Annotated in this window: 7 protein-coding genes; 1 reads left to right on the top strand and 6 read right to left on the bottom strand. The window is 70.4% G+C overall.

Annotated features, from left to right (window positions below):
- Positions 1-51: 51 nt before the first annotated feature.
- From pgsA to ACV7NM_RS09200, 6 genes are all read right to left on the bottom strand, one after another.
- Positions 52-708: a CDP-diacylglycerol--glycerol-3-phosphate 3-phosphatidyltransferase gene (gene pgsA, locus ACV7NM_RS09175; protein WP_463409837.1), complete on the bottom strand. Its 657-nt coding sequence runs from the start codon at positions 706-708 to the stop codon at positions 52-54.
- Positions 705-2201 (bottom strand): 30S ribosomal protein S12 methylthiotransferase RimO, encoded by a 1497-nt coding sequence (rimO, locus tag ACV7NM_RS09180; protein ID WP_463409838.1) that lies wholly within the window; start codon positions 2199-2201, stop codon positions 705-707. Before rimO ends, pgsA begins: the two co-directional genes overlap by 4 nt.
- A 113-nt stretch (positions 2202-2314) precedes the next feature.
- Positions 2315-3205 carry a helix-turn-helix domain-containing protein gene (locus tag ACV7NM_RS09185; RefSeq protein ID WP_463409839.1) on the bottom strand — a complete coding sequence of 297 codons (891 nt, stop codon included), beginning with the start codon at positions 3203-3205 and terminating at the stop codon, positions 2315-2317.
- A 220-nt stretch (positions 3206-3425) separates the two neighbouring features.
- Positions 3426-6224, bottom strand: a complete 2799-nt coding sequence (locus ACV7NM_RS09190) for a DNA translocase FtsK (RefSeq protein WP_463409840.1) — start codon at positions 6222-6224, stop codon at positions 3426-3428.
- 150 nt (positions 6225-6374) lie between these two features.
- Positions 6375-7058: a response regulator gene (locus ACV7NM_RS09195; protein ID WP_463409841.1), complete on the bottom strand. Its 684-nt coding sequence runs from the start codon at positions 7056-7058 to the stop codon at positions 6375-6377.
- A 274-nt stretch (positions 7059-7332) separates the two neighbouring features.
- Positions 7333-12870 carry a HAMP domain-containing protein gene (locus tag ACV7NM_RS09200; RefSeq protein WP_463409842.1) on the bottom strand — a complete coding sequence of 1846 codons (5538 nt, stop codon included), beginning with the start codon at positions 12868-12870 and terminating at the stop codon, positions 7333-7335.
- Between the two features lie 229 nt (positions 12871-13099).
- On the opposite strand from ACV7NM_RS09200, the gene ACV7NM_RS09205 reads away from it, so the two are divergent.
- Complete coding sequence (locus ACV7NM_RS09205) at positions 13100-15625, top strand: SpoIIE family protein phosphatase (protein WP_463409843.1); 2526 nt, start codon at positions 13100-13102, stop codon at positions 15623-15625.
- The last annotated feature ends 6 nt before the right edge of the window (positions 15626-15631 follow it).

Here is a 15631-nt window from a genome sequence, read left to right on the forward strand (position 1 = left end):
CGGCCGATTCCGCGGCGCCGGCCGCCTCCGGAAAATCACCCGCCGCTCGCGTCACGTCGCTGTCCGCTCCGCAGCCAGCCCCCTGCGACGCAGGACGACGGCCTGGCGGATGTAGTCCAGACCGGTCACGACGGTCAGCACCACGGCGAGGGCCATCACCCAGAACCGCAGGGTCGCCAAAGGTCCGGTGAGGGCGAGCACGTACATGCCGACCGCCGTGCCCTGGGCGAGGGTCTTGAGCTTGCCGCCCCGACTGGCCGGGATGACCCCGTACCGGATGACCCAGAAACGCATGAGCGTGATCCCCAGTTCCCGCCCGAGGATCACGCCGGTCACCCACCACGGGAGGTCGCCGAGCCAGGAGAGACAGATGAGCGCCGAGCCCATGATCGCCTTGTCGGCGATGGGGTCGGCGATCTTCCCGAAGTCGGTGACCAGGTTGTACGTCCGGGCGAGGTGCCCGTCGAAGATGTCCGTGATCATCGCGACGGCGAACGCCGCCCACGCCAGCGCCCGCCAGACGGGGTCGTATCCCCCGTCGGCGAGCAGCAGCAGGACGAATCCCGGCACGAGCACGAGCCGGACCATCGTCAGGATGTTCGCGATGTTCCACAGGCCGGCCTGGTGGACGGCCGCGGTCCCGAGCCCCGCGCCGGGCGAGGGCCGGCGGCCTGTCCCGCCCGCCGCTGGTGCCGGGACTCCGGTCATCCGGCCGCCTCCTCGAGATCCAGGTCCAGGGGCTCGGCAACCAGGTCCACGCCCAGCGTGCCGACGACCTTCGCGGTCACGATGCGGCCGGGCACCAGACCGGTGCCGTCCGTGAAGACCACCTGGCCGTCCGTCTCCGGCGCCTGGTGGGCGGCACGCCCGTAGGCACCCTCGCCGTCCTCGTCGTCCTCGCCGATGGCCGTGACCGTCTCGACGAGTACCTCCAGGGTCTCCCCGATCCGCTCTTCCGCACGCTGGGAGGTCAGCTCCTCCGCGAGCCGCTGCATGTGCGCGAGCCGCTCCGCGATGGTCTCCGCGTCCAGCTTGTTCTCGTAGCCGACGGCCTCGGTGCCGTCCTCGTCCGAGTAGCCGAAGACGCCGATGGCGTCGAGCCGCGCGTGGGTGAGGAATCGCTCCAGCTCGGCGAAGTCCGCTTCCGTCTCGCCGGGGAAGCCGACGATGAAGTTGGAGCGGACGCCGGCCTGCGGGGCCTTGCCGCGGATGGTGTCGAGCAGCTCAAGGAACCGGTCGGTGTCACCGAAGCGGCGCATGGCGCGCAGCACGTCGGGGGCCGAGTGCTGGAACGACAGGTCGAAGTAGGGGACGACCTTCGGCGTCGAGGTGAGGACGTCGATCAGGCCGGGCCGCATCTCGGCGGGCTGGAGGTAGCTGACGCGGACGCGCTCGATGCCGTCCACGGCTGCCAGCTCCGGCAGCAGCGTCTCCAGCAGCCGGATGTCGCCGAGGTCCTTGCCGTACGAGGTGTTGTTCTCGGAGACCAGCATGACCTCCTTGACGCCCTGCTCGGCGAGCCAGCGCGTCTCGCCCAGCACGTCGCTGGGGCGGCGGGAGATGAACGAGCCGCGGAAGGACGGGATGGCGCAGAAGGAACAGCGACGGTCGCAGCCGGAGGCGAGCTTCACCGAGGCGACCGGGCTCTTGTCCAGACGGCGGCGCAGGGGCGCGCGCGGCCCGGAGGCGGGCGCGAGGCCTTCCGGCAGGTCCGCGGGGGCCTCGGCGGGCTCCTGGGCGTGTCCGGGCAGGGCCACCTCCGCGTCCTGGCGGGCGGCCGGGCTGATCGGCAGCAGCTTGCGCCGGTCACGCGGGGTGTGGGAGGCGTGGATGCCTCCGTTGAGGATGGTCTGCAGGCGGTCGGAGATGTCGGCGTAGTCGTCGAAGCCGAGCACGCCGTCGGCCTCGGGGAGCGCTTCGGCGAGTTCCTTGCCGTAGCGCTCGGCCATGCAGCCGACGGCGACGACGGCCTGGGTCTTGCCGTGATCCTTCAGATCATTGGCTTCCAGCAGGGCGTCTACGGAGTCCTTTTTGGCGGCTTCGACGAAGCCACAGGTGTTGACGACGGCTACGTCCGCGTCGGCGGCGTCCTCGACGAGCTCCCAGCCATCCGCCGCCAAGCGGCCTGCGAGCTCCTCCGAGTCCACCTCGTTACGGGCGCAGCCAAGAGTGACAAGGGCGACGGTACGGCGTTCGGGCATGGACTCAAGACTACTTCGTCCCGGCGGCGGCCCCCGCCCCACATCCCCCAAGACAAGATCCCCGGGCCGCCAATCGGCCTCCCGGGGATCTGGAACCACACGGTCCGCGCTGGTCAGCCGGCCTGGGCCTGGCCCTGACGCGGGTCGTCCTTGGTGTAGGTGAGCCGTTCGACCTGCCCCGGCTGGAACTGGTCCTTGATCTCCTTGCCGTTCACGAAGAGCTTGACGACCCCGGCATCACCGAGTACGAGGTCGATGGACTCCTTGTCGGTGAAGGTCTTCGACTCGCCCAGGGCCAGCGTGCCGTCGAACAGCGACCGACCGCTGTGGTCCTTGGCGGAGATCCAGCTCTCCCCGTCGTTGGCCGTCAGGACGACCGTGACGAGGTCCTTGGGCGCGGCGGCGATGGCGCTGTCGGAGGGCGCGGGCTTCGGCGCCTTCGTCGGCTGCTGGGGCGCGGCCGGCTTGCCCGCCGGTTTGGGCGCGGCCGAGGCGGCGGAACCTTCCGCCATCGGCCGGTTCTCCTTGGCGCCGCCGTCGCCGCCGAAGGCGGTGAAGCCCACGAAACCGATGACGGCGACGATCGCGGCGACCATGGCCGCCGTCCAGTTCGGCCGCTGCCGCTCGGGACGGATGCGTTCGGCCTCGAACATCGGCGCGGCGGGGGTGGGCGCCGGCCGGCCGCCGTGGGCCGCGTCGTAGGCCTCGACCAGGGGTGCCGGATCGAGGTGGACGGCGCGGGCGAGCGTACGGATGTGACCGCGGGCGTAGACGTCGCCGCCGCACCGCGAGAAATCGTCTTCTTCGATCGCGTGCACGATCGGGATGCGCACGCGGGTGGTGGAACTGACCTCGTCGACAGTGAGCCCGGCGGCGATCCGGGCCTTCTTGAGGGCCGTCCCGATGGACGGTCCTTCGACGGTGGGTTCGACGAGACGGTCCTCGGACCGGTCGTCGGTCGAAGGCCGCTCTTCTTCGGGGGAGTTGGCGTTGCCGATGGACACGAGGGCGCCTTTCGAGCGTGTAGCCACCTGCTGGCTGTCCAGTCTAGGGGGGTGACGAAAGGGTGGAGCAACCGGAGGGGTGGAGTCCCTAGGCCATCCGAATGGTGTTCGGGTCTCCGGGTGGTGCGGAGGCGGTACGACGGCACCGCGCCGGAGCGCGGTGTGAGCCGTATCCCTCAACTTGACGCACGACCGGGGGAAACGGTTGCCCGCCGGACCCTTACGGTTGGTCGTCCCCCCGGATGACCGCCAGGACCCCGTCCAGCTCGTCCGGTTTGACCAGGACGTCGCGCGCCTTCGAACCTTCGCTCGGGCCCACGACGCCCCGCGATTCCATCAGGTCCATGAGTCGGCCGGCCTTCGCGAAGCCGACGCGGAGCTTGCGCTGGAGCATCGAGGTGGAGCCGAACTGGGTGGAGACCACGAGTTCGGCCGCCTGGCACAGCAGGTCCAGGTCGTCGCCGATCTCCTCGTCGATCTCCTTCTTCTGCTTCTGGCCGACCGTGACGTCGTCGCGGAAGACGGGCGCCATCTGGTCCTTGCAGTGCTTCACGATCCCGGCGATCTCGTCCTCGGTGACGAACGCGCCCTGGAGGCGGACCGGCTTGTTGGCGCCCATCGGCAGGAACAGTCCGTCACCCTTGCCGATCAGCTTCTCCGCGCCGGGCTGGTCGAGGATGACCCGGCTGTCGGCGAGCGAGGAGGTGGCGAACGCCAGCCGCGAGGGCACGTTCGCCTTGATCAGGCCGGTGACGACGTCCACCGAGGGCCGCTGGGTGGCGAGCACCAGGTGGATGCCGGCCGCGCGGGCCAACTGGGTGATGCGCACGATCGAGTCCTCGACGTCGCGCGGGGCCACCATCATCAGGTCGGCGAGCTCGTCGACGATCACCAGCAGGTACGGGTACGGGCTGAGCTCCCGCTCGCTGCCCGGCGGCAGCGTGATCTTGCCGTCCCGGATCGCCTGGTTGAAGTCGTCGATGTGGCGGAAGCCGAAGGCGGCGAGGTCGTCGTAGCGCAGGTCCATCTCGCGCACCACCCACTGGAGGGCCTCGGCGGCCCGCTTGGGGTTGGTGATGATCGGGGTGATCAGGTGCGGGATGCCCTCGTACGCCGTCAGCTCGACCCGCTTGGGGTCGACGAGGACCATCCGCACGTCCTCCGGTGTGGCCCTGACCATCACCGAGGTGATCAGGCAGTTGATGCAGGAGGACTTTCCGGAGCCGGTGGCGCCGGCCACCAGGACGTGCGGCATCTTCGCGAGGTTGGCCATGACGTAGCCGCCCTCGACGTCCTTGCCGAGCGCCACGAGCATCGGGTGGTCGTCCTCGGCGGCGTCCGCGAGGCGCAGGACGTCCCCGAGGTTGACCATCTCCCGGTCGGTGTTCGGGATCTCGATGCCCACCGCCGACTTGCCCGGGATGGGGCTGATGATCCGCACGTCCGGCGAGGCGACGGCGTACGCGATGTTCTTGGCGAGGGCGGTGATGCGCTCGACCTTCACGGCGGCGCCGAGGGTGACCTCGTAGCGGGTGACCGTCGGCCCGCGGGTGAAGCCGGTGACCTTCGCGTCGACCTTGAACTCGGTGAACACGTTCGTCAGCGAGGCCACCACCGCGTCGTTGGCGGCGCTGCGGGTCTTGCCGGGCCCACCGCGCTCCAGCAGGTCCAGGGAGGGCAGCGCGTACGTGATGTCCCCGCGCAGCTGGAGCTGCTCGGCGCGGGGCGGCAGCGGTTCGGCGCGCGGGGGGGCCTTGGTGAGGTCGGGCACGGAGAGGGTGCCGGAGGCCGCTGCGGTGCTGTCGTGCGGACCCGCCGCGGGCCGGGCGGACCCGGGCACGGGCGCGGAGACGGCGGGCCCCGGGGCCGTGGCGGGCTGCTCCTCCCGCGCGGGCGGCACCGGGGTCGTGACCTCCACCGCCCCGGGCCCGCGCTCGGCGCTGATCCCGTGGGTGAGGTCGGCTACCACCGGGGAGGGCGGCAGACCTCCGTAGACCACCCCGTCCAACGCTGCGGCGGCCGCCGCCGCGACGTCGACGGCGTCCATCTCCCGGTCCATCGCGGGCCGGGTCGCGCTCGGACGCGGCTTGCGCCGCCGCGTCAAGGCCTCCTCCTCGGCGGCGCCCGCCGGGTCCACGACCCCGGCCCTACGGCGCACCGGGTCGGCGCCCGCCGGCCGGTCCTGCGGGGCCGCGCCCGCCGGCTGCCCGAAGCCCTCGTCGTAGGCGTTCGGCTGCACCAGCCCGAGCCGGATGCCGAGTCCGCGCAGCCGCTGCGGGATGGCGTTGACCGGCGTCGCGGTGACCACCAGCACTCCGAACAGAGTGAGGAGGACCAGCATCGGTACGGCCAGTGGCGCGCCCATGGTGAAGATCAGCGGCTTGGAGGCGGCCCAGCCGATGAGGCCGCCCGCGTCCTGCATGGCGGTGGTGCCCTCGCCGCGACCCGGCGCCCCGCAGGCGATGTGTACGAGCCCCAGCACCCCGATGACCAGGGCGGACAGGCCGATGCCGATCCGGCCGTTGGCGTCGGTCTGCTCGGGGTGGCGGATGAAGCGCACCGCCATCACGCCGAGCAGTATCGGCACGAGGAGGTCGAGGCGCCCGAACGCACCGGTGATCAGCATGGTGACCAGGTCCCCCACGGGCCCGCTGGGGTTCGACCAGGTCCCGGCCGCGACGATCAGCGCCAGGGCGAGCAGCAGCAGGGCGAGACCGTCCTTGCGGTGGGCGGGGTCGAGGTTCTTGGCGCCCCGGCCGACACTGCGGAAGACGGAGCCGACGGCGTGGGCGATGCCGAGCCACACCAGGCGCACCAGCCGCACCACGCCCCCCGTCGGGGACGGCGCGGGCTTGGCGGCGACCTTCTTGACGGGGGCGCGCCGGGCCGCCGCGGCCTTCTTCGCCGGAGGCTTGCGCGCGGGAGCCGCTTTCCCCGCCGGCGCCGTCGTACGGCCGGTGCGGCTCTTCGCGGCGCCCGCCGCGCTCTGGGAACCCTTGCCGGACGTACGAGAGGCCATGCGCCCGAGGTTACCGGTGCGCACGCCGGTGGACACGCGTGACCACCCCTTCACCCGTTCGTGTCGCGACGGCGGCCATGACGGGCCGCCAGACCTGACACACCCTCATGAGCGAGCGGTGGGACGCCCGGACCGCTCCCGCGGGGGGCCTCAACCCTGGAGGGGCAGCACGGTCGCGCCGCCGGCGGCCCCGGGTTCGAGCGCGTCCAGCGCCCTGCGCAGGCCGGTGAGCTTGCGCTCCAGGTGGGCCGCGGTCGCCACGACCGACGCGTCGGCCGCTTCCTCACCTAGCTGCTTGGTAAGTGCCTCCGCCTGCTCCTCGACGGCCGCGAGTCGAGCGGACAGCTCTGCCAGCAACCCGGGCGTCTCCTTGCCCGCGTCCACACCGTTCGAGCCGCCGCCCTCCAGTTGGAGCCGCAGCAGCGACGCCTGCTCGCGCAGCTGGCAGTTCTTCGTGTAGAGCTCGACGAAGACCGAGACCTTGGCGCGCAGCACCCAGGGATCGAACGGCTTCGAGATGTAGTCCACCGCGCCCGCCGCGTAACCGCGGAAGGTGTGGTGCGGACCGTGGTTGATCGCGGTCAGGAAGATGATCGGGATGTCCCGGGTCCGCTCGCGGCGCTTGATGTGCGCGGCCGTCTCGAAACCGTCCATGCCCGGCATCTGGACATCCAGCAGGATGACCGCGAAATCGTCCGTCAACAGCGCCTTGAGCGCTTCCTCTCCCGACGACGCCCTGACCAGTGTCTGATCGAGCGCGGAGAGGATGGCCTCCAGCGCCAGCAGATTCTCCGGCCTGTCGTCGACCAGGAGGATCTTGGCCTTCTGCACCATGCCCTGTCCTCCTCGCCCCGGCATGGGGCCTCCCCGGCTCCTGGCACCGGCCTGTACGCCGGGCCCCGCCCCAGAGGACGGCATCCTTGCGCCGTCCGTCCTTGTGCCGGTCATCGTAGCCCCAGTCCCGAGATCGCCACACCCTGTCACCAGGATGTCACTGTGCACGAAGCAGAAACGGTGTGGGAGAGCAGAAGGTTCCCCGTATCCCGCCCTTCCACACCGCTTCCGCCACACTGAGTCAACAATTGATATCAGCGCGCTCGCTCTTCGATCATTTCGCGTGCATCCACTGTTCCATGACGGAGAGCAGATAATCGGGTTCCACCGGCTTGGTGACATAGTCGGAAGCACCGGAATCGATCGCCTTCTCCCGGTCCCCCTGCATCGCCTTCGCCGTCAGCGCGATGATCGGCAGTCCCGCGAACTGGGGCATCCGCCGGATCGCCGAGGTCGTCGCGTACCCGTCCATCTCCGGCATCATGATGTCCATCAGGACGACCGTCACGTCGTCGTGCTGTTCGAGCACCTCGATGCCCTCGCGCCCGTTCTCCGCGTACAACACGGCCAGTCCGTGCTGCTCCAGCACGCTGGTCAACGCGAAGACGTTGCGCACGTCGTCGTCGACGATGAGCACCTTCTCGCCGTGGAAGTCGTACGTCCGCGGCACCGCCGGGAGTTCCTCCAGCTCACCGCTCCACCCGTCCGCGGCGCCCGCTGTGTCGGGCTGCCCCGGCACCGCCGTGCGCGGCTCCAGGTCGCTCAGCGACTTGCGCCGCCGCCGGAACAGCGCGGCCGGCCCGCCCTGTCCCTGCGCGGCCCGGTCGGCCCCGGCCGCGGGCAGCGCCGCACGCCGCTCCCCCGGCTCGACCGCCGGTACGTGCACGGTCGCGGCCGGGGTCACCGACGGCGCGGGCCGTGCCTCCTCGGCCGGCCTGCGGTACTCGCCGCGCGCCCCGCCGGGCGTCGGCGGGGCGTACCCCTGCGGCGGCAGCTCGCTCGGGTGCAGCGGCAGGTACAGCGTGAAGGTCGACCCCCGGCCGGGCTCGCTGGCCGCGTGGATCTCCCCGCCGAGCAGCCGGGCGATCTCCCGGCTGATGGACAGGCCCAGCCCGGTACCGCCGTACTTCCTGCTCGTGGTCCCGTCGGCCTGCTTGAAGGCCTCGAAGATCACCAGCATCTTGCTCGCCGCGATCCCGATCCCCGTGTCCGTCACGGAGAACGCGATCAGGTCGGCGTCGGCGTCCCGCAGCGAGCCCGCTTCCAACAACTGTTCCCGGATCGCGGAGGGCACGTCGGCCCCGGCCGGGCGGATCACAAGCTCCACGGCGCCGCCGTCGGTGAACTTCACCGCGTTCGACAGCAGGTTGCGCAGCACCTGCAACAACCGCTGCTCGTCGGTGTGCAGGGTTGCCGGCAACTCCGGGGAGACCCGGACCGAGAAGTCCAGCCCCTTCTCCGCGGTCAGCGGACGGAAGGTCGCCTCCACGTAGTCCACCAGCTGCACCAACGCGATCCGCGTCGGCGAGACGTCCATCTTGCCCGCCTCGACCTTCGACAGGTCGAGGATGTCGTTGATCAGCTGGAGCAGGTCCGAGCCCGCCCCGTGGATGGTCTCGGCGAACTCCACCTGCTTCGGCGACAGGTTCCCGTCCGCGTTGTCCGCCAACAGCTTGGCCAGGATCAACAGCGAGTTGAGCGGGGTGCGCAGCTCGTGCGACATGTTGGCCAGGAACTCGGACTTGTACCGCATCGACACCGCGAGCTGCTCAGCACGCTCCTCCAGGACCTGCCGCGCCTCCTCGATCTCGGTGTTCTTGACCTCGATGTCGCGGTTCTGACGGGCCAGCAGCTCTGCCTTCTCCTCCAACTCCGCGTTGGCGGCCTGGAGTGCCTTCTGCCTGTTCTCCAGCTCGTCGGAACGCTCGCGCAACTGCTCGGTCATCTCCTGCGACTGCTTGAGGAGCACTTCCGTCTTGGAGTTGACGCTGATGGTGTTGACGCTCGTACCGATCATCTCGGCGATCTGGCTGAGGAAGTCCTTCTGGATCTGCGTGAAGGGGGTGAAGGAGGCCAGTTCGATGACCCCGAGCACCTTCCCCTCGAACAGCACCGGAAGCACGATCACATGCGCCGGAGGAGCCTCCCCGAGCCCCGAGGAGATCTTGAGGTAACCGGGCGGGGTGTTCTCCACCAGGATCGTGCGCTTCTCCTCGGCGACCGTCCCGATCAACCCCTCGCCGGGCCGGAAGGAGATCGGCATCTGTCCGCCCGCGTACGCGTAGCTCCCGCGCATCCGCAGCTCGTACGAGCCTTCCGCGCCGCCGTCCGTCCCGATCTCGGTGCTTCCGCCGGTCGGCAGCGCGAGGAAGAAGGCGCCGTGCTGCGCGGAGACCACCGGGGTCAGCTCGCTCATGATCAGCGACGCGACGTCGTCCAGCTCCCGCCGACCCTGCATCAGGGCGGAGATGCGGGCCAGGTTGCCCTTGAGCCAGTCCTGCTCCTTGTTGGCCAAGGTGGTGTCGCGCAGATTGGCGATCATCGTGTTGATGTTGTCCTGGAGGACCTGGATCTCGCCCGCCGCGTCCACGTCGATCTTGAGGTTCAGGTCCCCGCGGGTCACCGCGGTGGCCACCGCGGCGATCGCGCGCACCTGCCGGGTGAGGTTCCCGGCCATCTCGTTCACGGACTCGGTCAGGTCGCGCCAGGTCCCGTCGACGTCTCGGACGCGGGCCTGGCCGCCCAGGATGCCCTCCGTGCCCACCTCGCGGGCCACCCGGGTCACCTGGTCCGCGAACGAGGACAGTTGGTCGACCATCGTGTTGATGGTGGTCTTGAGCTCCAGGATCTCGCCGCGCGCGTCGATGTCGATCTTCTTGGTCATATCGCCCTTGGCGATGGCGGTCGTGACCATGGCGATCTGCCGCACCTGACCGGTGAGGTTGGAGGCCATGAAGTTCACCGAGTCGGTGAGGTCCTTCCACGTACCGGACACACCCGGCACGTGCGCCTGACCGCCCAGCCGGCCCTCCGTACCCACCTCGCGTGCCACCCGCGTGACCTCGTCCGCGAAGGACGACAGCGTCTTCACCATCGTGTTGACGGTGTCGGCGAGCTGCGCGACCTCGCCCCGCGCCTCGACGGTGACCTTCTTCGTCAGGTCGCCGTTGGCGACGGCCGCCGAGACCTGCGAGATGTTGCGCACCTGCGAGGTCAGGTTGTTGGCCATCAGGTTGACGTTGTCGGTGAGGTCCTTCCAGATGCCCGTGACCCCCCGCACCCGGGCCTGCCCGCCGAGGATGCCCTCGGAGCCCACCTCGCGGGCGACCCGGGTCACCTGCTCCGCGAACGACGACAGCTGGTCCACCATCGTGTTGACCGTGGTGACCAGTTCCAGGATCTCGCCCTTGGCGTCGACCGTGATCTTCTTGGACAGGTCACCCATGGCGACCGCCGTCGTCACCTCGGCGATGTTGCGCACCTGCGAGGTCAGGTTGTTCGCCATGAAGTTGACGGACTGCGTGAGGTCCTTCCAGGTGCCGGAGACGCCCTTGACCTCCGCCTGACCGCCCAGGATTCCCTCGGTGCCCACCTCACGGGCCACCCGGGTCACCTGCTCGGCGAAGTTCGACAACTGGTCGACCATCGTGTTCAGGGTGTTCTTCAGCTCCAGGATCTCGCCCCGGGCGTCCACGTCGATCTTCTGCGACAGGTCACCGCGCGCCACCGCCGTCGCGACCTGCGCGATGTTGCGGACCTGCGAGGTCAGGTTCCCGGCCATGCCGTTGACGGAGTCCGTCAGGTCACGCCATACGCCGGCCACCCCGGGCACCTGCGCCTGACCGCCCAGACGCCCCTCGGTACCCACGTCGCGGGCGACGCGGGTCACCTGCTCGGCGAAGGCCGAGAGCTGGTCGACCATCGTGTTGATGGTGTTCTTCAGCTCCAGGATCTCGCCCCGGGCGTCCACGTCGATCTTCTGCGACAGGTCACCGCGCGCCACCGCCGTCGTCACCTGCGCGATCTGGCGCACCTGCGAGGTCAGGTTCCCGGCCATGAAGTTGACCGAGTCGGTCAGTTCCTTCCAGGTGCCGGACACCCCCTCCACCCGGGCCTGACCGCCCAGGCGGCCCTCCGTGCCCACGTCCCGCGCCATCCGCGTGACCTGGTCCGCGAAGGAGGACAGCTGGTCCACCATCGTGTTCACGGTGTTCTTCAGCTGGAGCATCTCACCGGAGACGTCCACCGTGACCTTCTGCGACAGGTCACCGTTGGCCACCGCCGTCGTCACCTGCGCGATGTTGCGAACCTGACCGGTCAGGTTGCGGAAGGCGGTGTTCACCGAATCGGTGAGGTCCTTCCACGTACCGGCGGCCCCGGGCACCTGGGCCTGACCGCCCAGCTCACCCTCAACACCGACCTCACGGGCCACGCGGGTCACCTCGGCACCGAAGGACTGGAGCTGGTCGACCATCGTGTTGACGGTGTTCTTGAGCTCCAGCATCTCGCCGGCCACATCGACCGTGACCTTCTGCGACAGGTCGCCGTTGGCCACCGCCGTCGTCACCTGCGCGATGTCCCGCACCTGCGTCGTCAGGTTCCGGAAGACCGTGTTCACCGAATCGGTGAGGTCCTTCCACGTACCGGCGGCGCCCGGCACCTGGGCCTGACCGCCCAGCAGGCCCTTGGCCCCGACCTCGCTGGCGACGCGCGTGACCTCGTCCGCGAAGGTCCGCAGGGTCTCCGTCATCTGGTTGATCGTCTCGGCCAACTGCGCGACCTCGCCGCGCGCGCTGACCCGTACCTTCTGCGACAGGTCACCGTTGGCGACGGCCGTCGTGACCTGCGCGATCCCCCGCACCTGCGCCGTCAGGTTCCCGGCCATGGTGTTGACGGAGTCGGTCAGGTCCTTCCACACGCCGGCGACCCCGGGCACCTTCGCCTGGCCGCCCAGCTCACCTTCCGTACCCACCTCACGGGCGACCCTCGTCACCTCGGAGGAGAAGGAGGACAGCTGGTCCACCATCGTGTTCACGGTGTTCTTGAGTTGCAGCATCTCACCGGCCACGTGCACCGTGACCTTGCGCGAGAGATCGCCCTTCGCCACCGCCGTCGTCACCAGCGCGATGTCACGCACCTGGGCGGTGAGCCGGTACGCCATCGTGTTGACGGAATCGGTCAGATCCTTCCAGGACCCGGACATGCCCCGCACCTGGGCCTGGCCACCGAGCTTCCCCTCGGTGCCCACCTCCAGCGCCACCCGCGTCACCTCGTCGGTGAACGCCGACAGCTGGTCGACCAGGTTGTTGACGGTCCGGCCGACCTTGAGGAACTCCCCGCGCAGCGGATGCCCGGACCCGTCGGCCGTCTGCGTCCGCAGGTCCATCCGCTGGTCCAGGTCGCCCTCGGCGACCGCCGACAGCACCCGGCCCACCTCGGACACCGGCCGGGCGAGATCGTCCACGAGTTGGTTCGAGGCATCGATCGCGGCCGCCCACGAGCCCTCACAGGCGCCTGTTTCCAGCCGTTCGCTCAGCTTCCCCTCGCGGCCCACCATCCGCCGCACCCGCGACAGCTCCCCCGTCAGGTGGAGGTTACGGTCGGCGACCTCGTTGTAGACGGCGGCGATCTCCGCCATCACGCCCTCGCCGGACACCGTCAGCCGCTTGCGGAAATTGCCGTCCCGCATCGACACCAGGGCCGTGAGCAGACGGTTCAGAGCGGCGGTATCGACCTCCGTCGTACCGCCGCGCCGGGAACGACCCCCCTTCGGGCGCGTTCCCGTACGCCGCACCGCTGCGCCAGACTCCACCGTGTCCCTCCCGAAAGGGTCGACCACTGTTCCACCGAAACCCGGCGAGTCAAACGCCCGGCTAGACCATCCTGCCCAGTGTTTCACCCTGGCCGAACCCGGCCATAACACTTCGGCACCATTGCACACCGGCCGCACTCCCCGGGTGGAATCCCGGACGACGGCACCATGCGGGCGGTGAAGGTAAGTAACCTGGCACCCGAATGTCCCACCGCGTCGAAGGAGACTTGTGATCACGGCACGGGCGGCTGCCAGTTTCGATCCCCTAGGGCGCTCTGTCGCCGGGGCCCGCGCGTTCGTCCGCGACACCCTCCAGGGCTGGGGCTTCGCGGACATCGTCGACGACGCCGTCGTGCTCACCAGCGAGCTCGTCACCAACGCCGTGGTACACGCCGGAACCCAGGCCGAAGTGCTGTGCCTGCGCACCGAGGGCGGCGTACGCGTCGAGGTCGCCGACCGGTACCCGGAACGCGAGCTCCCGCTCCAGCCCCCCGGCGAACGCCCCTACGCCGACCCCGACCGCGAGAACGGCCGCGGACTCATGCTCTGCGCCGCGCTCGCCACCCGCTGGGGAGTCGAGTACACCGGCACGCACAAACACGTGTGGTTCCGCCTCGACCTGCCGGACCGTCCGGTCGGTACCCGCTCGGCCGGACCGGTCGTCCCCGACCAGCTGCTCCCTCTCGCCGACAGCCGGGTGCGCGTCGCCGTCATCCAGATCGACGCCTCCGACGCCGTCTCCGCCTGGAACGAGGACGCCGAGCACATCTTCGGCCACGCCGCCCGCAAGGTCCTCGGCCGTCCGCTCGCCGAACTCGCCGCCTGGCCCCAGACCCCCGGCACCGGCACCGGCATCGCCGAGGCCCTCCGGCTGTCCCGCTGGGAGGGCAGCTACGGCATCCGCGGCGCCGACGGCCGCGTCATCCCGGTTTACGCCTCGCACCTGCGGGTACGCGATGCCCACGGCGAGCCGTCCATCGTGTGCCTCCTGGTCCACGACGACGAGCGCGCCCTCCTCCAGACCCCCGCGCGCATCCCCTCCAGCGACGCCGGACAGCTCACCGACGCCCGCCCCGTGGACCCCTTCGAGGTGTTCATCGGCTCCCCCGCCCCCGACGACCTGGACGGACTGCTCCAGCGCACCGTCGAGCGGGCCCGCGACATGCTCGACGCCGACGCCGCCTTCCTGCTGCTCGCCACCGACGACGAGACCGAACTCGAGGTCCGCGCCACCACCGGACTGCCCTCCACCCGCCAGCGCTTCGCCCGCGTCCCCGTCGAAGCGGGCACGAGCCGGTACGGCTCCGCCCGCATGCCCGCCGTCCACGACGACCTCATCGCCGTCCCCGGAGCCGTCCCGCTCCTGGAGTCCACCGGCATGCGCTCCGTGGTCACCGTCCCCCTCAAGGTGGAGGGCCGCCTCACCGGCTCCCTCGGCGTCTCCAGCGAGAACCCGGGCCGCTACTCCAACGAGGACGCCCTGCGCCTGCAGTTCGCCGCAGACCGGATCGCACTCGCCGTCGAATCCGCCCGCCTCGGCGAGTTGGAACGCCTGCGCCGCGGCTCGCTCTCCTTCCTCGTCGAAGCCTCCGACCTGCTCGCCGGCACCCTCGACCGGGACCAGACCCTGGCCCTGATGGCGCAGATGACCGTCCCGACCCTGGCCACCTGGTGCGCGGTCTACACCATCGCCGACCAGACCTCGGACCCGTACCTCTCCTACGTGCTGCACGAGGACGAGGAGCGCATCGACGGTCTCAAGGCCCTGCTCTCACAGGTCAGCCCGCCCGAGCCGCTCCGCGAGGCGGGCGCCCGCCCCTGGCCGGAGTCCACCCGCGCCGTCGGCGGTGAGACCGTCGTCCTCCCCCTCCTGGCCCGCAACCGCGTCATCGGCATGCTCACGTTGGGCAAACCGTCCGAGGAACACTTCCGCCAGGAGATCCTCGAACTCGCCGACGACCTCTCCCGCCGGGCGGCCCTGGCCCTCGACAACGCGCGCCTCTACTCCGAGCGCACCGCCATCAGCCGCTCCCTCCAGCGCAGCCTCCTCCCGCCCGGCTCCCCCGCCATCCCCGGCATGGAGGTCGAGGTCATCTACCGCGCGGCCGGCGAGGGCAACGAGGTGGGCGGCGACTTCTACGACGTCTTCCCCATCCGCCCCGGCGTGTACGGCTTCGCCATCGGCGACGTCTGCGGTACCGGGCCCGAGGCGGCCGCCGTAACCGGCCTCGCCCGGCACGCCCTGCGCCTGCTGGCCCGCGAGGGACTGGGCGGCCCGGCCGTACTGGAGCGACTCAACGCCGCGATCCTCGACGAGGGCGCCCGCAGCCGCTTCCTCACCCTCCTCTACGGAGAGCTCCACCCCCAGGCGGACGGCGGCGCCCTGATGAAGGTCGTCTGCGCAGGCCACCCGCTCCCGCTGCGCCTGCGCCCGGACGGCGAGGTGATCCCCGCCGCGGAACCCCAGCCGCTGCTCGGTGTGATGGACGACCTCGAACTCTACGAGCAGACTCTCACTTTGGACCCGGGCGACGTCCTGCTCTGCGTCACGGACGGTGTGACCGAACGCCGCGAGGGCACCCGCATGCTCGGCGACGACGGCCTCGCGGAAGTCCTCACCACCTGTACGGGCCTCACCGCCGGCGCCGTAGCCGCCCGTATCCTGCGCGCGGTGGAACGCTTCGCGGCCGAGCCCGCCTCCGACGACATGGCGATCCTCGCCTTCCGCGTACCCCAGCCACGCGAGGGCGCCTAGCCACGC

This window comes from Streptomyces sp. Tek67B01, assembly GCF_055231995.1.